The organism is Streptomyces sp. KM273126, assembly GCF_004337435.2.
Lineage (GTDB): Bacteria > Actinomycetota > Actinomycetes > Streptomycetales > Streptomycetaceae > Streptomyces > Streptomyces acidicola.
Genome location: NZ_SJXB02000001.1, coordinates 5,459,309 through 5,477,840, shown reverse-complemented (window position 1 = coordinate 5,477,840; position 18,532 = coordinate 5,459,309). Strand labels below are relative to the sequence as shown.

The window sequence follows — 18,532 nt, the reverse complement described above, 5'->3', positions numbered from 1 at the left end:
GAAGATGACCAGAGGCCACGTACCATTGCAGTGAGTCCGTGTTCGTATGGCTGCTGCCGGACGGCGGCGGAGCGCGGGGCACGTATGACGGCTGGAGGCCGGCGCGGCAGGGCAGGGCGGCGGAGTCTTGTCGCCCTGACGGCTCTGGCGGGTGTCCTGCTCACCGTGGTGGTCGGGGTGGCCTTTGGTGTGCTGTTCTGGTCGGTCGGCAACATGCGGCAGGCCAATCTGGCGGAACGGCATTCCGTGGCGGCGGAGAATCAGGCAAGGCTGGTCGACAACCTCATCCTCGATGTCGAGACGTACCAGCGCGGCTTCGTCATCACCCGGCAGGCTCAGTTCCTCCGGCCGTGGAAGGTCGCCCAAGGCCACTTCCCTCCCCAGGCACAGGAACTCGTGCGCATCAGCACCTCCCCCGCCCAGCGCACGCTGGCCCAGCAGATCGCCCGGGGCGGCGTGTCCTACATCCGTGATTACTCGATTCCCGTGGTCACCATGGCACAGCGAGGTGATCCGCGGGCGAGCAGTGTGGCGGTGACCCTGGACGGCAAGCGCCGCATCGACGCGCTGCGGGGCCTGTTCGACCGCTACACCACCGCCGAGGGCGCCACCGTCGAGGCCCGCGAAGCCACCACCGACTCGGACGCCCAGCGCGCAGGCATCGCGGCCGCGGTCGGCATCGGGGCGTCGGTGCTGCTCATCGCCGCGTACTCCGGGTATGTGACGCGAGTGATCGTCTGGCCGGTCCGCAGGGCGGCCCACCTGGCCAGCAGACTTGCCGAGGGCGACCTGACCGCTCGTATGCCGCGCACCGGCGCGCGGGAGATCGGGCAGCTGGAAACGGCCTTCAACACCATGGCCGGCTCCCTCGAAAGCAGTCTTGAGCAGGCACGGGAGGCTCACCGGAGGCTCAGGCTCCTCTACGACGCCGGCATGGCCGTGGGCACCAGCCTCAACATGGCGCAGACGGCCCGGGAACTGGTGGGAGTGTCCGTGCCGAGGTTCGCCGACTTCGCCACCGTCGACCTCGCCGTGTCCGTCCTGCGGGGTGAGGAACCGACTCCTGCCGGCAGCACGCCTCTGCAACGCGTGGCCAGGGAGGGCGTCCGCGACGACGACCCACTGGATCCCGTCGGCGCACTGATCCCGTCGACATTGCCGCTCCCGCCGGCCCGCCGCTCCGGGGCGACCGCACTGTTCGTGGCCGAACTGCGTGCCTCCACCGCATGGCAGGCCGCTCACCCGGAGGATGCGGGGGAACTTCTCGACTACGGCATGAACTCGCTGATCATCGTTCCGCTGACCGAGCAGGGCATGGTCATGGGAACGGTCGCCTTCTGGCGTTTCCGTGAGAGCAAGCCGTTCGAGAAGGAAGACGTCGCCGATGCCGAGGAGCTGGCTCTCAAGACCGCCGTCGCCATCGACAACGCCCGTCGCTACACCCGTGAGCGCGAGACCGCGCTGACCCTGCAACGCAGTCTGCTGCCGCAGCACCTGCCCGAACAGCCCGCCGTGGAGATCGCCTACCGCTATCTGCCCACGACCACGCAGGCCGGGGTGGGAGGAGACTGGCTCGATGTGATCCCGCTGTCCGGAACGCGGGTCGCTCTGGTGGTCGGAGACATCGTGGGGCACGGGGTTCATGCCTCCGCCGCCATGGGACGACTGCGCACGGCGGTGCGCACCCTGGCCGACGTCGACCTGCCTCCCGACGAGCTCCTCACCCAGCTGGACGACCTGGTCATGCACCTCCCGGGGGCCGACGAAGCGGCGACCGGGGAACTGGGCGCGACCTGCCTCTACGCGGTCTACGATCCGGTCTCCCGGCGCTGCTCCCTCGCCAGCGCCGGCCATCCACAGCCGTTCGTCCTCGCTCCGGACGGCAAAGTGACGGCTGTGACCGGACATGCCGGCCCTCCGCTCGGTGTGGGCGGCCTGCCCTTCGAGACCACCGAACTGGAACTGGCGCCGGGCAGCACCCTGGCCCTGTACAGCGACGGCCTGGTGCACTCCCGGGAGCTCGACCTCGACCACGGACTGGACCGGCTTCGCCACATGCTCGCGTCGACCGCACAGTCGGCGGACTCGCTGGACGCCGCCTGCGGTGCCGTCATGGACGCCCTGCTCACGACCCCTCCGTCCGACGATGTCACCCTGCTGCTCGCCCGGACGCGTGCGCTGTCGTCCGAGCAGGTCGTCTCCTGGGACATCCCCGCCGACCCGGAGTGCGTCGCACACGCCCGGACCCTGACCACCGAGCAGCTGGGGGTATGGCGGCTGGAGGAATCCTCCTTCGTCACGGAGCTGGTCGTCAGCGAGCTGGTGACCAACGCCATCCGCTATGGCAGGCCCCCGATCCAGCTACGCCTCATCCGCGACACCTCCCTGATCTGTGAGGTCTCCGACGGCAGCGACACGGCACCCCACATGCGGCGGGCCCGTGGCTTCGACGAGGGAGGGCGCGGCCTGCTCCTGGTCGCCCAGCTCACCCAGCGATGGGGCACCCGGCACAGCACGGCCGGCAAGACCATCTGGTGCGAGCAGGCGCTGCCCACTTCGGGGCAATGGCAGTGACAGCCACCGAACTGTCACCCCTGCGAGATCTGAGGGGGATGCCGGAGTCCGCCCTGGCCGAGTGGCCGGCAGGCGCAGCAGGCGGCGCATCCCCTGCTTGTAGTCGGCCATGGTGTTGCGGCTGACGCCGTCGAACTCCTCGGCGGCAAGCGCGAGGATCGCGCTTGCCGGTCTGCTCGCGGTGCTGCCCGCGGCTCGTGGTGCTCAGGATGGCACGGTGGCCTGGCCGCGCGGACGCGGTGCGGGAAGTGGTCCGCGCGGCCTTCCGTGCCGCCGGGTCAGCTCGTCGCGCGTACCGCTTCGCGGATCAGGTCGGCAACCTCCTTGGGGCGGGAGACGGCGACGGCGTGGGACGCGCCCTCGACCTCGACGACGGTCGCCCCGGCCCGCTTGGCGGCGAAGCGCTGCACCTCCGGGTTGATGGCCTGGTCGGCGTCGGCCACCAGGGCCCAGGACGGCTTGGACTTCCAGGCGGCGGCGGTGGCCGTCTCCTCGAAGGCCGCCACGGCGAGCGGCCGCTGCGCCGCCGCGAGGACCTTCGTGACCTCCGCGGGTACGTCGGCGGCGAAGACCGACGGGAAGGCACCCTCGGCGATGGTGACCTCGACCGCCCGGTCACCGTCCGCGACGGGGTACGTCCACTGCTTGAGGTTGCTCCCCAGTGGCGAAGCGGGGAAGCGTCCCTGCAACTCGCCCAGGCTCTCTCCCTCTTCGGGGACGTAGGCGGCCACGTAGACGAGCCCGACGACGTTCTCAGTGGTACCCGCCACGGTGATGAGCGCACCGCCGTAGGAGTGGCCGACCAGTACGACGGGACCGTCGATCTGGGAGGCCACGGAGGCGATGTACGCGGCGTCGGACGCCAGGCCACGGAGCGGGTTCGGCGGCGCGATCACGGGAATGCCGTGGCTCTGCAGCTCGGCGACGACCCCGGACCAGCTGGCCGCGTCGGCGAACGCGCCGTGGACGAGAACGACCGTGGGCGTGGAGGTGGTCATGTCTGCGGTGTCTCCTCGGGTTCAGGCGGTGTGCAGGGCCGCGTGCAGGGTCTGGACGGCCATGGTGATGGCGGCTTCGGCGGCGTGGGTCTCGCGCAGGGCGTTGAGCATCACGAAGTCGTGGATGATGCCCTGGAAGCGCACGGCGGTGACCGGTACACCCGCCTCGCGGAGCTTGTTGGCGTACGCCTCGCCCTCGTCCCGCAGCACGTCCGCCTCACCCGTGATGACCAGGGCCGGGGGCAGGTCCCTGAGCTGCTCGGTAGTGGCGCGCAGCGGCGACGCGGTGATCTGGGCGCGCTCGGCCTCGTCGGTCGTGTACTGGTCCCAGAACCACTGCATGCCGTCCCGGCGCAGGAAGTAGCCGGTGGCGAACTGGTGGTAGGAGCCGGTGTCGAAGTTCGCGTCGGTGACCGGGTAGAACAGCACCTGCTGGACCAGGGGAACGTCGCCGCGCTCCTTGGCCATCAGGGTCAGCGCGGCGGTCATGTTGCCACCGACGGAGTCCCCGGCCACGGCCAGCCGCGAGCCGTCGAGCCCCTTGGCCGAACCCTGCTCCACGACCCACCGCGCGACCGTGTAGTTCTGCTCGATGGCGACCGGGTAGCGGGCCTCGGGCGACAGGTCGTACTCGGGGAACACGACCGCGGCGTTCGCGCCGACGGCGAGTTCCCGCACCAGACGGTCGTGGGTGTGCGCGTTGCCGAACACCCAGCCCGCGCCGTGAATGTAGACGATCACCGGCAGGGGAGCCTCGGCTCCGAGGGGCTTGACGATACGCGCCCGGACGCTCCCCGTCGGACCGCCCGGAACCGTGATCCACTCCTCGTCGACCGCCGGCTTCTCGATCTCCCCGGACTGCACCTCGTCGACGGCCTTGCGCCCTTCGGCCGGGGGCAGGTCGAAGAGATACGGCGGGTTGGCGGTCGCCTCCGCGAACGCGGCTGCCGCGGGCTCCAGCACCGGCTGCACAGGCCCAGTGGCATCAGACATGCGAATCTCCTGGATTTCATGGGGGGACGCCGGTCCTTCCGGCGAACGACATGGACCGTTGCGCTGAGCACACCGGTACCGCTGCTCTTCACGGTAAGCGCGCCGCACGAGCGTCGATTGCCCGTGAGCGCACCACGGGCGTCCTCGCAGTGCACTGAGAGCGGTGCGCTCACAGGCGCCACCGCATGCGTTCCTGGGCAACGCGTCCGCAGGTTCCGCTCCTAGCCTCGCTCACATACGCACAGCACAGCACCCACCGGAGGCGCGCGATGACCACCAGTTCCAAGCCCGAGCACCACAGTCAGCCGGTTGCTGCATCAAAAGGGCGCGCTGATCCAGGAGTTCGGGACGGTCAAGCAGTTCCCCCTCGGCCTGTCCTACGACGCGCGCATGTACTCCTGCCAGCGGTTGAACAAGGTCCTCGCGGACACTCAGATCCTCTACGGCCTCTACAAGAAGCACCACTGGATCATGCGTGGCGCGACCTTCTACCAGCTGCACCTGCTCCTGGACAAGCACGCGGAGCAGCAACTGGAACTCGTCGACACGATCGCCGAGCGGGTCCAGACACTGGGCGGCGTCGCAGTGGGCGACCCCCGGCACATCGCCGAGATCACGTCGATTCCGCGGCCGCCGGACGGGGTCGAGGAAGTCCCAGCCATGCTCTCGCGGCTGCTGGAAGCCCACGAGACCATTCTGTCGCAGGCTCACGACGCGGCCGCCCGGACCGCCGAGCTGGGCGATGACGGTACCAACGACCTGCTGGTCTCACAGGTGATCCGCACCGGGGAGCTCCAGGCATGGTTCGTGGCAGAGCACCTGGTCGACACTCCCCTGGTGCGCGCCTGACGCGAGGGAGCAGCCGGTGCCGTGAACGGTCAGGGCACCGAAGCGACAGCCGGACGCGTCCGCCGGGCGGACGCGGGCGGGTTCACAGCTGCGGCAAGGAGTCTGCATGTGATCCCGTCAGCCGTCTGCGGCACGGTCCGCGCCCTCGAATCCAAGCCGGACGCTGCCTGTTGGTCCTGATCGCCTCGGCAGTGCTCGCGGGGAGGTCCCGCCGGGCTCTCCGTGCCGCGGGCGTCGGCCGCGGCACGGGTCACCTGTCCGGCCCGGCGGGACTCCGTGCGGCGTCCCACAGCGTCTGCGGTGCTCTTGCGCAGGCACGTGTGGCCCCTCGGGGCCGGCCTCAGTCGAAGCGCAGGCCTCAGTCGAAGCGCAGGTCGGAGAGCTGCCGTTCCAGCACGGTGACGTCGTCCTCGGGCACCTCGTCGGCCGGGCGGGCGGCCATGAGGACGGCGAGTTCGGCCCCCGCCCGCTCCATGCGGGCGGGCAAGCCCCCGGTGTAGGCGTCGCCGCCGGATCCCCAGTCCTCGGACGCCGCGTACACCGCGGTGGGAACGACGGTGGCGCGCAGGTAGGCGAAGAGCGGGCGCAGGGCATGCTCCAGGACCAGGGAGTGGCGGGCCGTGCCTCCCGTCGCCGCGATCAGGACCGGTTTGCCGGAGAGGGCTTCGGGATCGATCAGGTCGAAGAAGGACTTGAACAGCCCGCTGTACGAGGCGGTGAACACCGGTGTCACGGTGATCAGACCGCTCGCAGCCGTCACCGTGTCGATCGCCGCGGCCAGTTGCGGCGGCGGGAATCCGGTCACGAGATTGTTGGCGATGGCGACGGCCAGTTCCCGCAACTCGATGACGTGGATCTCCACCTCGTGCCCGTGCGCGACGAGTGCGCCATGGACCGACGAGGCGAGACGGTCCGCGAGCAGACGTGTGGAGGACGGAGTGCTCAGCCCTGCGGACACGGCGACCAGCTTCATGCGGTGGTCACTCCCTTCGAGGACTCCGCGGCCGCGACCAGCGCCGCGTGTGTCGGCGCGTCCGGCACGTCGGCCGGGCGACCGTTCGCGAACTCCTTGCGCAGTACGGGTACGACCTCTTCGCCGAGCATGTCGATCTGCTCCAGAACGGTCTTCAGGGGCAGGCCCGCGTGGTCCATCAGGAACAGCTGCCTCTGGTAGTCGCCGACGCTCTCGCGGAACGACAGCGTCCGCTCGATGACCTGCTGGGGAGAACCCACCGTCAAAGGGGTCTGCTCGGTGAAGTCCTCCAGTGACGGCCCGTGCCCGTAGACGGGCGCGTTGTCGAAGTAGGGGCGGAACTCGCGAACGGCGTCCTGCGAGTTCTTCCGCATGAAGACCTGCCCGCCGAGACCGACGACGGCCTCCTCCGGCCGGCCGTGACCGTAGTGGGCGTACCGCCGCCGGTACAGCTGGACCATCCGCCTCGTGTGCTCGGCCGGCCAGAAGATGTTGTTGTGGAAGAAGCCGTCGCCGTAGAAGGCCGCCTGGTCGGCGATCTCCGGGGACCGGATGGAGCCGTGCCAGACGAACGGCGGTACGCCGTGCAAGGGACGAGGCGTTGACGTGAACCCCTGCAGGGATGTCCGGAACTTCCCCTCCCAGTTGACGACGTCCTCGCGCCACAGACGGCGCAGCAGCGCGTAGTTCTCCTTGGCCAGGTCGAGTCCCTGCCGGATGTCCTGCCCGAACCACGGGTAGACCGGTCCGGTGTTGCCACGGCCCAGCATCAGGTCGACCCGGCCGTCGGCCAGGTGCTGGAGCATCGCATAGTCCTCGGCTATCTTCACCGGGTCGTTGGTGGTGATCAACGTCGTGGCGGTGGACAGGATCAGCCTCTTGGTACGGGCTGCGATGTAGCCGAGCATCGTGGTCGGGGACGACGGTACGAACGGTGGGTTGTGGTGCTCCCCGGTCGCGAAGACGTCCAGCCCGACCTCCTCCGCCTTGAGCGCGATGGTGACCATCGCATTGATGCGTTCGTGCTCCGACGGAGTACGTCCGGTGGTCGGATCGGTCGTCACATCACCGACCGTGAAGATGCCGAACTGCATGGGTCCCTCTTCTTCCTGCATTCGTATGAGAGGTAGGGAACGGTAGGCGCCGGACGAGCGGTCGCCATGACTGTGCGTGCACCGGAACGAGCCCTCCAGCGCCCTCCTCGTGTTGATGCGGAACTCGGCACTCTCAGACACGGAGCTGTGCGCCACGAGGCAATTCGCCGGGCCGTCACGTGCCTACGGTCGGGAACAGCGGAACCGGCCTCGGTCGGCCCACGACGAAGGGAACTCTTCGATGGTCGATGAGACGATCTTGGTGCTTGCGGCAACCGGAGGACAGGGCAGAGCTGTGACCGAGGCGCTGCTGGGTCGCCGGGCACGGGTACGCGCGCTGGTGCGCGACCCCGAGCGGCCGGCGGCGCGGGAACTCTCCGGCCAGGGTGCCGAACTGGTGGCGGGCTCCTTGACCGATCGCAGGTCGCTCGCCGCTGCGATGACCGGGGTGGCGGGCGTCTTCGCGCTCACCACTCCCTTCGAGGCCGGCGTGGAGGCGGAGGTGGTCCAGGGACGAGCGATCCTGGCTGCCGCGCGGGAGGCGGGCGTGCCGCATCTCGTGTTCAGCTCGGTCGCCGGAGCCGACCAGAAGAGCGGGGTACCGCATTTCGACAGCAAGGCACGCATCGAGGCCGAGCTGACTTCCGGCGATGTGCCTTACACGATTCTGGGGCCGACGTATTTCTTCGACAACGCGCTCGGCGGAGCGGAGCGCATCCTCGGCGGCGTTCTCGATCTGCCGCTGCCGCCCGACCGGCCGTTGCAGCAGCTTGCCCGCCGCGACCTGGGTGCGTTCGCGGCGGAGGTCCTGTTGAACCCCGCTCCCTACCTCGGGCAGCGTGTCGAGCTGGCCGGTGACGCGCCCACTCCCCAGCAGATGGCGGCCGCGCTCAGCGCGACGCTGGGACGCGAAGTCCGCCATGAGCGAGTGCCGCTGTCAGCGATCGGCAACCCTGACATGCACGCGATGTGGACGTTTCTGAACGGCCCCGGCTATCGCGTCGACGTGCCCTCACTGCACGCCGCTCACCCGGAGGTCCGCTGGAGCAGCTTCGCCGACTGGGTGCGCGTCACCTTCGCAGGGGCCCGTTGAGGCAGCCATGCCGGTACCGCCTCGGCACATGCCGAAGCGGTACCGGCATGGCTGTGTTCGCGTCCTGTGCGCCAGCCGCTGCGGCTGGCTCTGCGCGACACCCTCGCCTCACTCGCCTGTGCCCTCATGCCGCCGACGTCCTGAGCATGCTGTCGACGTTCCGAGAAGACCGGCACATGATCCGGCTCGTAGGGCCCTACGTCTCGCCGCGCACTTCCCGTCCCGGTCCCGCACCTCTGATCTCACGCATCCACGCGATGCGCCGGCCAAGGCCCGGCCGGCACCGTGTCCGGAAAGCACACCCGCCGGAAGTACGGAGATCATGTCGCCGGATTCACCGCTGCTCGAAGCCGCCCCCTCGGCCACTCTTTGCACCACGGATTCGGTGCCGACGAACCGAAGGCGCACGTACTGGTGCGAGGCCCTGTCCCGGACGTTCGGCGCCGTGGACATGACCGTCTCCGACGAACCGCGCGCCGCCCGGCCGGGCACGGCGTTCGTCGGCAAGGCCGTGGCCCACAGTTTCCACTTGGACGCCCCGGCCGGCCACGCGATCGTCTTCACCGGAGTCACCCGCAACTCCCTCGTCGTCCTGCCGCTCGCCCTCGCCCTGCCCGACGACCTGGCCGTCGCCGCCTCCGTCGTCGTGGTCACCCGGACCCTGGTCGAGGTGATCGGCATCGGGTTGTGGAGTCGCCGGTCGGTGACTGCCCCTGCCCCACTCCTCTACCAGCCGACGCGGTCGCAGCCGGTGTGGTCGGCGGGCTCGACCTGCAGGGTGGCGTGGGCGACGCCGTGGCGGTCGCGCAGCAGGTCGCGGGCCTGGTCGAGAACGGTGTGGCCGTCGGCGCGGTCGGCGGTGACCAGGTGGGCGGTGGCAACGTTCATGCCCGAGGTCAGCGTCCACAGATGCAGGTCGTGCACGTCCTTGACGCCGTCGACGGTGGCAAGGTCGTCGGCGACGGTGGCCGGGCTCATGCCGGCCGGTGCGTGCTGGCCCAGGACCGCAAAGACCTCACGGCCCAGCGCGACGGCGCGGACGGCGACGAACGCGCCGATGGCGAGGGCTACCAGGGTGTCCCAGAGCGGCTGGCCGGTGGCGGCCACCAGCCAGCCCGCCAGGATCACACCGACCGAGCCGGCCGTGTCGGCCACCACTTCCAGGTAGGCACCCTTGACGTTCAGGCTTTCGGAGGCACCGGAGCGCAGCAGAAGCAGAGCGGCCACGTTGACGGCCAGGCCGAGCGCCCCCACGACGAGCATGGGGCCGGAGGAAACCTCCGCGGTGCTGCCTATACGGCCGATGGCCTCGACGACCACGTAGACCGACACGCCGAGCATGAGCAGCACCGACAGCAGGGAGGCGAACACCTCCGCACGGTAGGAGCCGTAGGTACGCCGGCCGGTGGTGTCGGGCCGGGTGGCGATCCGGGTGGCCACCAGCGCCGCGCCGAGGGCCACCACGTCGGCGGCCATGTGCCCGGCATCCGAGAGCAGCGCGAGCGAGCCCGACAGCAGCCCGTAGACCAGCTCGACCACGAAGAAGGAGCCGACCAGAGCGAACGACACCGCCAGTCGCCACCGGTACCTGCCCGCCGCGTTGCTGCCCACTGAATGACTGTGCCCGTGACTGTGTCCGCCGCCCATGACCGCGCGTCCTCCCCTGCTTCCGGTGTCCGTCCCTGGAAGGGAAGCACAGGGGGGATCAAAGGGGCAAAGGCTGCATCGGTGACCGTTGTCATGTCCGTTAACAGGGCTCTGACCTGGGCAAATGCCAAGGCGGTGCGAGAGGGGTGGGGTGGGCGACCACCCGGACACGAACCCGATGCGGACGGGTGGGTGCGCCGCCGAAGGCATGCGGGAAGCACCGTGCCCCATCCCTGATCCGACCGCGCGACGGACGTGAGCCCCGACCGACGGTCCGACCCATGCGACCACTCGGCCTGCCCGGCGCCGGCTCACCGGCAGGCGGCGTGCTGCGCGGGTGCGGGCGGGCGCGCCGGCGGTGCGGTGTGTGCTGCTGCCCTGGCCGGGCGTGTGCTGGCCCAAGTCCATACCCCGCGGTGGGGTGATGGCCGCGGTGGCCGTGCCGGGTGCGGCCGTCCTGACGCGTCGGCGGCTCACGACACACGGGTGCTCGGCGTGCTGGTGGCGGCCCAGTTGGCCCACCACGCCGTGTACTCGCTGCCCGGAGCCTGTGCCGCAGGCTCGGGCGCCGACGGCTGCGGCGGGCTGTCGTGGCTTGCCGAACTTGCCGAGCATGAAGCGGTCTTCGAGGTGCCGACCGAGGTCGTGACGGCCGGGCACCTGGTCACCGTGCTGCTCGCCGCCCGACTTCTGGGCGGCACGGAGCGGCTGCTGTGGCAGAGCCGGCCGCTGCTGTCAGCCGTACGGCGAGTACTGCTGTTCGTCGGGTCGCTGATCAGCCCCGCCAAGCGCACCGGGCCGCAGCCGACCGTCCGGGAGCGGACCTCGCCGCCGCGGTCGGCGCTGCTGGTACGGCTGCACGAAGGCAGGACGCCGCCGCGCCACGAGCGCGGCCTCATCGCCCTTTTCCGGCCGATGCCGATCGGCGGTCCCTGCCTGCCCTGACGAGTGCGAGGCGAGGGCCGCCCGGCGGGCTCCGATCAGATCTCTCACTCCGCTCACTACCTTGCCGCTGCCGTTCGGTGTGCCTACGTCGAAGGGGACCGTGACCACCACCGCCGGGCTCTGCAGCCGCCGGTCGCGGCACGGCACACGCGTAGCCGGTCAGTATTTCGGCAGCGGCCTGATGTTCACGTTCTTGGAGACGGTGACCTGGTCGATGTCGGAGGTGCGCACGGTGACCTGCACGGTCCAGGTACCGGGGACGGGAAGCCGCAGGCGGTCGGCGGCCCAGTAGCCCCCTTGGTTGGCGAGTTTCGCGTCCAGTGGGCCGATCCGCTGGGCGCGCTGGGTGAGGGTGAGGCGGATTTCGGGGACCGTGGCGACGCCTCCGTCGGGTCCGTACACCAGGACCTCCACGGTGTTGTCGCCGACGCGCCCCGGTGAGAAGGTGATCTGCGCTTTGCCCTGGCCGTTCGGGATACCGACATCGAACGGGACCGTCACCACCCGCGCGGTTGGCTCCTGGGCCGCGGCGGTTACGGCCGCGCTCTGGACAGCGGCGCGGCTGGGCTGGGTGCCCGTGAGCAGCGTGGTGATCGCCAGGACCACCACACCGAGGACGGCCTCGGCGGCGACCGATCGGCGCAGGCCGCGCCGGTGGCGGTCGGACTCGGACGAGGCGTCCGAGGCGGCGGGGCTGTCGGCCGGGGCGCGAGGAGCCGGCGGCCCGGCGCTGTCCGTGTCCTCGAACGCGTCGCCGCCGGAGGAGGCACCCGCACCAACGGTCTGCGCCACGCGGGCGCGCTGACCAACAGTCGCCGGGAGGGTTTCCGAAGATGGCGGCCGGTGGCCGAGTTGTGCGGCCCACTGGCGGGAGAACGCCGCCGCGGTCACCACGAGGATCACGGCGGCGACCTTGATGGTGAGGAGCCTGCCGTACTCGGTGGTGGCCAGTGCCTCCATGGAGCCGATCTGACGCCAGGACTGGTAGAGGCCGGTGGCGACCAGGACGACGACCGCGGTGAACGCCAGCCGGGAGAAGCGCGCGACCGCCGCTGCCGGGATCACCGTGCCGACGGGTGCCCGGAACAGGGCGACGGCCAACGCGAGCAGGCCACCCAGCCACACCGCCATGGCGAGCAAGTGCAGCACGGCGACGAGGATCGCCAGCGGGACCTGGATACCCGTGGCGGCGTGCTCGGCCAACGCCCAGGTGAGGGCCAGGGCCACGGCGAACAGCACGCCCACCCCGTACGCCCTTGTCCCGAACTGCCATTCCACCGCAGGCGGATCATCTGCGTCGGCACAGGAGCCGGACGACGTGTGTGTCGGTGCAGCGGCGTCAGCGGCGTCAGCGGCCGAGCCTTGGCGTGTCCCGTCGGGCCTGCCGCCCAGCCGCGTCGCAAATCGCCATCCGAGGATTCCCACCACGGCGAGCAGCAACAGCCGTGCCCCCAGGGCCAGCCCGCTCCTGCCGGTGATGGTCTGGCCCAGGAGCGACAGGTCGGACACGGCGGTGAGCCCCCGGCCGGTCTCGTACGGACCGCGGAGCAGCAGCAGGACAACCGTGGAGGCGAACAGCGCCGTCCACCCGGCGAGCAGCAGCCTGCGCAGGGGACGCAGACCCGAGCCGGCGGGCCAGCACACGAGCATGAACAGGGCGACGCCGATAAGCAGGGCAAGACCGCCGTACGCGATGTAGCGGAAGGCGTCGTAAAGGCGGGAGGCAGCGGTGTCGTCCGGGGTCGCCGCCGACGGCGCGGCGACGGCGGAGGTGGCGGATGGTTCACCGATGGAGAACGTGAACGCGCCGGTGATCGAGTGGCTGTCCGCGGAGACAACCCGCCAGGACACCGTGTAGGTGCCCTCGGGCAGCGCGCCGCTCAGCATCACGCGGGCGGTGTCCGCCTTCCCGCCCGCGTGTGTGACCGTACCCCGGTCGACCCGCTCGTTCTTCGGGGAGAGTACGCGCAGCGAGCCGTTGGAGAGGCTGACGCTTTCGCTGAAGGCGAGCGTGATCTGCCTCGGGGCCGCCTTGAGGATCGAGACGTCGGCCGGTTCGGACCTGGTCAGGGTGGCGTGGGCGGAGGCGGGTCCGGCGCCGCTGAGGAGGAAGGCGAGCACCGTGCTGACCAAGACTATGACGGTCAGCGGTTTCCTGGTCCGGCACGATGCCGTGTGCATGAAGCAGCCTCCAGGGCAGGGGGTCATACGTCGCGGTCGAGGGCCGCGGGTGGGGGTGTGCGAGTGCGGTGGGGACGCGCCGCCGCTACGACGCGCTCGGGGCCGGGCCCCCGCTCAGGCCGCTCAGTGTCCGAATGCTCCCGCCGAGCTTGGCACGGAACTGCTCCAGCATCTTCGGCTTCGCGGCGACGACCCAGCGCGAGCCGACGAGGTACTTGCCCCCGTATATGGAGGCAGACTCCAGCCAGGTCTCTTTGTACTTCTCCTCTGGGAAGGTCGTGATGCTGTAGTCGGCCTTCGGTGTGTGGCAGACGCCCTGGCGCAGTTCGTCCGCGTCGACGCGGATCTTGGGCTTGCAGCCCGTCAGGCCGGCGATCACCTCGACCTTCGCCGGTGCCACGACACCGGCCGCGGGGGCCGCGGATATCTGCGGCGGCTTGCTGTTCGCTGAAGGGTCGTTGCCGCCTCCGCTGCAGGCCGTGGCCAGCGGGAGGACGGCCAGGCTTGCGGCCAGTGCGGCGCCGCGTACCAGACGGGCGGTGGGCACGGGACGGCCAGTGCGTCCTCGCTCTGACTGCTCGGGATGCTGTGCCACGTGCCTCTCCGTCTCCAGGTTGTTCCCGTCCGCATCAGGGACCAGGCGTACGACAAGGGGTACGGGTGAGCGCTCGGGGCCGTTCACTCCGTATGTAACCAAAGGCCCGTGGGGCGGTAGGGGCCGCCCCACGGGCCGGTTCTCATGCCGAGACGCGGGTGCGCTCGGGCTGGACGGTGTGGGCGTTGTGCTGGTCCGCCCAGTTCTGCAGGGCGCTCATGCAGGCGTGGTCGAGGTGCCTCAGCCCGGCGAGGTCGAGCTCGACGGGCCGGTCGGCGGGCAGTTGTTCCAGGGCGTCGAGGATGCGCGGCAGCCGCAGGAAGGTGGCGTGTCCGCGGATCCGGACCCGCACCGGACCGCTGCCCGTGTCGGCGTTGTCCACGTCGATGTGGACGTGCGAGGCCTCCCAGGCCGTTTTGACCACGGCGAGCAGCAGCCCGATCAGGACGCCTTCGAACATGTTGGTGACCAGGATCGCCCCCGCGGTGATCACCAGCACCACGGCCTCGCCCCGGTGTTCGCGCCACAGCGGACCCAGTTCCTTGACCGGCAGCAGTTTGAAGCCGGCGTGGATGAGGACGCCGGCGAGCGCGGCGGTCGGGATCATGCCCAGGGCGCCGGGCAGCAGGGCTGCGAACATCAGCAGCCACACGCCGTGCAGGACGCGGGAGACCTTGGTGCGGGCACCCGCCTGCACGTTGGCGGCGCTGCGGACGATCACCGCGGTCATCGGCAGCGCGCCGAGCAGCCCGCACACGGTGTTGCCTGCGCCCTGGGCCATCAGCTCCTTGTCGTAGTCGGTCTTCGGACCGTTGTGCAGCCGGTCCACCGCCGCCGCGCTGAACAACGACTCGGCGGAGGCGATCAGTGTGAACGCGATGATGGTGGTCAGCAGTCCGACCTCGGCCAGCTTGCCGAAGTCACCGAGGGCGGGCGGCTGGATCGCCTCGGCCAGGCCGCTGACCTCGACGCGGCCGACGGGCAGGTCGAAGACGGCGGTGGCGAGGGTCGCCGCGCCGACCGCGACGAGCGGACCGGGCAGCAGTTGTGCCTTGCCGGGCAGCTTCTTCCACAGAGTCATGATGGCGACCGTTCCCGCGCCGATGGCGACGGCGATGAGCGCTGCGTCCGAGAGGAGGACGTCGACGGCGAGATCGAGCAGTCCGGCGATGTTCGCGGTGCCGGTGCCCGGTGCCTTGCGGTCGGCGAGCGCGTACACCTGTCCGGTGATCAGGACGAGGCCGATGCCGGCGAGCATGCCGTGGACGACGGACAGTGAGATGGCGCGAAAGTAGCGGCCCAGCCTCAGGGCGCCGAGGGCGAGTTGGAGCAGCCCGGTGGCGAGGACGATGACGCCGAGGGCGCCGAGCCCGTACTCCTGGACGGCGGTGAGGACGAGTACGGTCAGGCCGGCGGCGGGCCCGCTGACCTGGAGGCTGCTGCCGGGCAGCAGCCCGGTGACCAAGCCGCCGACGATGCCGGTGATCAGGCCGAGTTCAGCTGGGACACAGGAGGCGACGGCGACGCCCACGCACAGCGGCAGGGCGACGAGGAAGACGACCAGGGACGAGGTGAAGTCGGTGCGCAGGGCGGACCGGAGGGAGGAAAGGGGTGAAGTCATGGCGTTCTTTCTGTGGGGTGAAGGAACGTCGCGGCAGGGCGACCGGAGCGGACGGACGGGTGTGCGGGGCCGTATCCGGTCGGGTCACAGGGGCTTGAAGGTGCGGCGGCCGGGCGTGGCCGCGAGGACTTCGCCGGTCTCGACGGTGTAGTACCAGGCATGCAGCCGCAGCCGTCCGGACGACAGGCGCCGGGCGATGAACGGGTAGCTGCGCAGGTGGTCGAGCTGGGTGAGTACGTGCTCCTGGGTTACGGGGGTGGGGTCCTCGCCCAGGCCCTGGGTCTGCCACGGCTCGTCGGTCCGGGAGTGGTGTCCGGCGCGGGACAGCCAGTGTCGTACGAGCGGCATCGTCCGGACGTTCTGCTCGCGCATCAGTCCCTGGACGGCGCCGCAGTGCGAGTGGCCGCACACGACGATGTCCGGCACCTGGAGGGCCTGGACGGCGAATTCGAGGGATCCGGCGACACCGCACGCGGCCTGCGAACGGTACGGGGGCACGATGTTGCCCGCGGTGCGCAGCTCGAAGAGGTCTCCGGGACGGGCGCCGGTGAACAGGGCGGGGATGACACGGGAGTCGGAGCAGGAGATGAACAGGGCCTGGGGCTGCTGCCCCTGGACCAGCTGGGCGAACTCCTCCTGCTGGTCGGAGATCTTCTCGGGGAACGTACGGGCGTGCTCGATGAGGGTCTGCATGAAGGTGGCCTCGTGACTCTTCTGGGGCTCTCAGGACAAAAGGGCGCGAAGAGTGCGTGCTGCGCGCGTCCGGGTACGCGTCAACGAGCCGTGGCGGGCGGTCGGTTGAATGCTCGTCCGGCGACGGTGGTGGTGCGTACCGCTGGTGGGGGGGAGCGCGCGGAGCACGCTGCCGATCAGCAGCGGAACGTCTGCAGGGTGCTGGGTGTGGGGGTGAGCCCGGAGCCGGGGTTCCAGACGTCTCTCGCGGTGCGGGGATGCGCCGCACCGGACACGATGACGAGGGATGCCGTCGTCCCGTCCGCCGTCGCGTCGCCGACGAGCGACAGCGGCTCGACCAGGTGACCTGGCCGCGGCGGCAGGACGAGGGTGTCGGCCGTGGCCTCGTGGTGCTGCGAGCCCGTGCCGACATGAGACGCGGCGGACGCGGAACCCTGCGGTTTGCGGGGGTCCGCTTCGATTGCGGGTGCCATGGCGGACACCGCGCTCGGCGCGGCTGAGGAGTGGTGGGGCAGTCCGAAGTGCAGCAGGACAGCAGCAGCCAGCAGCACGACTGCTGCCGCCATACGCCGCATCACCACTGGCCCCCCGATATCTTGCTCGTGCCGACGCACAAACGTTACCTGTCTGCACCCCTGGTACATGCTGAACTCCCGGGTAGAAAAGGTGACATGGGCAACACCGGCACTCTGGTTGCAGGAGCAATCACACGGTTCGGTGGAGCATGCCGGATGTAGGGAATCGGTGAGGATCGAGCGACGGTGCGGCGCTATCCGCGGACGGTGGAGAGTCGGTGCAGTACCGCGGCGGCTCGGGCGCGCAGGCGCCGCCGGGCGGGCACGGCCCGGGCCGCTGCGGACGCGGACTTCGCCGGTGTGACGATCTGACTGCGGGCTGACGCTTCCTCGGCCGGAGGATGGGTCGGCCGGGTGTGCCGGCGGGCAAGTTCGGCGCGGACGAGCGCGCCGACGGCGGCGTAGACATCTCTGGACATGGTCATGTTCCTGCGCTGCTGTCGGGGAAAGGAGCGGACCGGCCGCCCGCGCGAAGGGCAGGGCGGGGCGGCCGGTTCCGCTCAGCAGCGCAGGACGAGCGAGCCAGAGGGCGCGTCGGGATCGGACGCGCCCCTCGCCGCCGGTGACACGTTGCCCGGTGACGCGGCCGACGGGACGTCGGACGTCGCGCCGAACGCGGCCGGGGGACGGGCGAATTCCGCGAGTGGGCGTGGCCCGTAGGCGGACGCCTCGCAGGGCTGGGCGGCGTCACCGTCCGGGTGACCTTCGGTGCCCCCTGCGGATGCGAGCACGTTCGACGCCTCGCAGTCGAGCGTGCTCGCGGCGACGGCGCGCGGTCGGCAGCCGTCCAGGTCGAGTGCGGACAGATGCGACGGGCCGGGGCTGAACGTGGCGTGCAGGAGGGCAAGGAGCGCGATCAGCACGACAGCGCCCAGGCCGCGGGCTGCCACTGGCCTGGGCGCTGTGGTGCTGAGGGTGTGCCGCATCCGAATCTCCTGGTGTGCTCTCTCGTTCAGAGAACCTCCGGATGCCAGGCTGCGCGGTCCGGATACGGCCGATCGGAGCCCTGATTCACCCGATGCGGTGATCAGCGGCAACGGAAGCTGACCATGCGGGCATCACCCCGAGGCCCGTACTGATCCCGGCGCCGCGCGGATTCCCGCCCCGGCGCCGGAGCGCGGACCACCCGTGGCAGCCACCCTTGACGGGAACTTTATGTGCTTACTCGATTACGGTTTGTGTTCATGTTGGCTGGCTCGGTCTCTCGGAGCAGCCGCTCCGTGGCACGGACCGGAGCGGTTGTCCTGGCGTTGCTGGCCGCGTTGATGCACGTCCTGGCCTGTGCGCACGGCCCGACGTCCACCGCTGCGGGGCGGGCCGACTCCGTGCTGCTCAAGTCCTCCGCCACCTGCGGGCAGGCAACCGAGCAGGCGCAGCAGACGACAGCCCGGCAAACGCCTCCCGCGCATCACAGCGGTGTGCGCTGCTGGGGCCTGGACGAGCCGACGGTTCAGCCTCCGCGGGATGTCACCCTGGCCGATCCCACGGTCCAGGACGCCGCGTCCGCCGGACACCTCGACGACCAGCCGAACGCATCGTCGGCCCTTCAGCACTCGCCTCCCACACCCGGCGTGCCATCCGCCGGACAGACTCGGGCCCGTATCGGCGTGTGGCGGACCTGATCGACCCCACTGCCGCGCCCTGGCACACGCCCTGGTGCGGCAGCCGGTCATCTCCGCCTCTTCCCCCTCACATACGGCC

Annotated in this window: 17 protein-coding genes and 1 pseudogene; 6 read left to right on the top strand and 12 right to left on the bottom strand. The window is 70.4% G+C overall.

The annotated features are described in order from the left end of the window. The first annotated feature begins 84 nt into the window (after nt 1-84). Entirely contained in the window at nt 85-2,574 is a 2,490-nt protein-coding gene (locus tag E0500_RS23380) for a SpoIIE family protein phosphatase (RefSeq protein WP_165934855.1), read from the top strand. A 278-nt stretch (nt 2,575-2,852) separates the two neighbouring features. On the opposite strand, the gene E0500_RS23375 is transcribed toward E0500_RS23380, so the two are convergent. Both E0500_RS23375 and E0500_RS23370 read right to left on the bottom strand, forming a co-directional pair. Further along, nucleotides 2,853-3,572, bottom strand: a complete 720-nt coding sequence (locus tag E0500_RS23375) for an alpha/beta fold hydrolase (RefSeq protein ID WP_131559201.1) — start codon at nt 3,570-3,572, stop codon at nt 2,853-2,855. Nucleotides 3,573-3,593: 21 nt separating this feature from the next. Next, nucleotides 3,594-4,565, bottom strand: coding sequence for an alpha/beta hydrolase (locus E0500_RS23370; RefSeq protein WP_131559203.1), 972 nt, complete (start codon nt 4,563-4,565; stop codon nt 3,594-3,596). A 309-nt stretch (nt 4,566-4,874) separates the two neighbouring features. On the opposite strand from E0500_RS23370, the gene E0500_RS23365 reads away from it, so the two are divergent. After that, nucleotides 4,875-5,414: a Dps family protein gene (locus E0500_RS23365; protein WP_131559205.1), complete on the top strand. Its 540-nt coding sequence runs from the start codon at nt 4,875-4,877 to the stop codon at nt 5,412-5,414. A 358-nt stretch (nt 5,415-5,772) separates the two neighbouring features. Here E0500_RS23365 and E0500_RS23360 read toward each other — a convergent pair whose 3' ends face one another. Further along, a complete protein-coding gene (locus E0500_RS23360) occupies nt 5,773-6,387 on the bottom strand; it encodes an FMN reductase (RefSeq protein WP_131559207.1) in 615 nt (204 codons plus the stop codon). Then, complete coding sequence (locus E0500_RS23355) at nt 6,384-7,481, bottom strand: LLM class flavin-dependent oxidoreductase (RefSeq protein WP_131559209.1); 1,098 nt, start codon at nt 7,479-7,481, stop codon at nt 6,384-6,386. The genes E0500_RS23360 and E0500_RS23355 overlap by 4 nt, the downstream gene beginning before the upstream one ends. Before the next feature lie 241 nt (nt 7,482-7,722). On the opposite strand from E0500_RS23355, the gene E0500_RS23350 reads away from it, so the two are divergent. Next, nucleotides 7,723-8,574, top strand: coding sequence for an NmrA/HSCARG family protein (locus tag E0500_RS23350; RefSeq protein WP_131559211.1), 852 nt, complete (start codon nt 7,723-7,725; stop codon nt 8,572-8,574). Nucleotides 8,575-9,067: 493 nt separating this feature from the next. Then, nucleotides 9,068-9,271 (top strand): annotated as a pseudogene (locus E0500_RS44075) (arsenic resistance protein); the annotation flags it as partial. A 29-nt stretch (nt 9,272-9,300) separates the two neighbouring features. Here the strand turns inward: E0500_RS44075 and E0500_RS23345 are convergent. After that, nucleotides 9,301-10,185, bottom strand: a complete 885-nt coding sequence (locus E0500_RS23345; protein WP_309505124.1) for a cation diffusion facilitator family transporter — start codon at nt 10,183-10,185, stop codon at nt 9,301-9,303. A gap of 522 nt (nt 10,186-10,707) precedes the next feature. Here E0500_RS23345 and E0500_RS23340 point away from each other — a divergent pair. Further along, complete coding sequence (locus tag E0500_RS23340; RefSeq protein WP_258572906.1) at nt 10,708-11,166, top strand: hypothetical protein; 459 nt, start codon at nt 10,708-10,710, stop codon at nt 11,164-11,166. A 159-nt stretch (nt 11,167-11,325) separates the two neighbouring features. On the opposite strand, the gene E0500_RS23335 is transcribed toward E0500_RS23340, so the two are convergent. The 7 genes from E0500_RS23335 to E0500_RS23305 all read right to left on the bottom strand — a co-directional run bounded on the left by E0500_RS23335 (nt 11,326) and on the right by E0500_RS23305 (nt 17,757). Beyond that, a complete protein-coding gene (locus E0500_RS23335; protein WP_258572904.1) occupies nt 11,326-13,299 on the bottom strand; it encodes a copper resistance protein CopC in 1,974 nt (657 codons plus the stop codon). A gap of 133 nt (nt 13,300-13,432) precedes the next feature. Further along, nucleotides 13,433-13,894, bottom strand: coding sequence for a hypothetical protein (locus E0500_RS23330; RefSeq protein WP_131559217.1), 462 nt, complete (start codon nt 13,892-13,894; stop codon nt 13,433-13,435). Nucleotides 13,895-14,084: 190 nt separating this feature from the next. Next, nucleotides 14,085-15,563 carry a SulP family inorganic anion transporter gene (locus tag E0500_RS23325; RefSeq protein ID WP_131559219.1) on the bottom strand — a complete coding sequence of 493 codons (1,479 nt, stop codon included), beginning with the start codon at nt 15,561-15,563 and terminating at the stop codon, nt 14,085-14,087. A gap of 84 nt (nt 15,564-15,647) precedes the next feature. Then, a complete protein-coding gene (locus E0500_RS23320; RefSeq protein WP_131559221.1) occupies nt 15,648-16,256 on the bottom strand; it encodes a carbonic anhydrase in 609 nt (202 codons plus the stop codon). A gap of 176 nt (nt 16,257-16,432) precedes the next feature. Next, a complete protein-coding gene (locus E0500_RS23315; protein ID WP_131559223.1) occupies nt 16,433-16,822 on the bottom strand; it encodes a hypothetical protein in 390 nt (129 codons plus the stop codon). A gap of 203 nt (nt 16,823-17,025) precedes the next feature. Beyond that, nucleotides 17,026-17,250 (bottom strand): hypothetical protein, encoded by a 225-nt coding sequence (locus tag E0500_RS23310; RefSeq protein WP_131559225.1) that lies wholly within the window; start codon nt 17,248-17,250, stop codon nt 17,026-17,028. Nucleotides 17,251-17,331: 81 nt separating this feature from the next. Continuing rightward, nucleotides 17,332-17,757 (bottom strand): hypothetical protein, encoded by a 426-nt coding sequence (locus E0500_RS23305; protein ID WP_131559227.1) that lies wholly within the window; start codon nt 17,755-17,757, stop codon nt 17,332-17,334. A gap of 294 nt (nt 17,758-18,051) precedes the next feature. Here E0500_RS23305 and E0500_RS23300 point away from each other — a divergent pair, with 294 nt between their 5' ends. Then, on the top strand, nt 18,052-18,453 hold the full coding sequence (locus E0500_RS23300) for a hypothetical protein (RefSeq protein WP_131559229.1): 402 nt from the start codon (nt 18,052-18,054) through the stop codon (nt 18,451-18,453). The last annotated feature ends 79 nt before the right edge of the window (nt 18,454-18,532 follow it).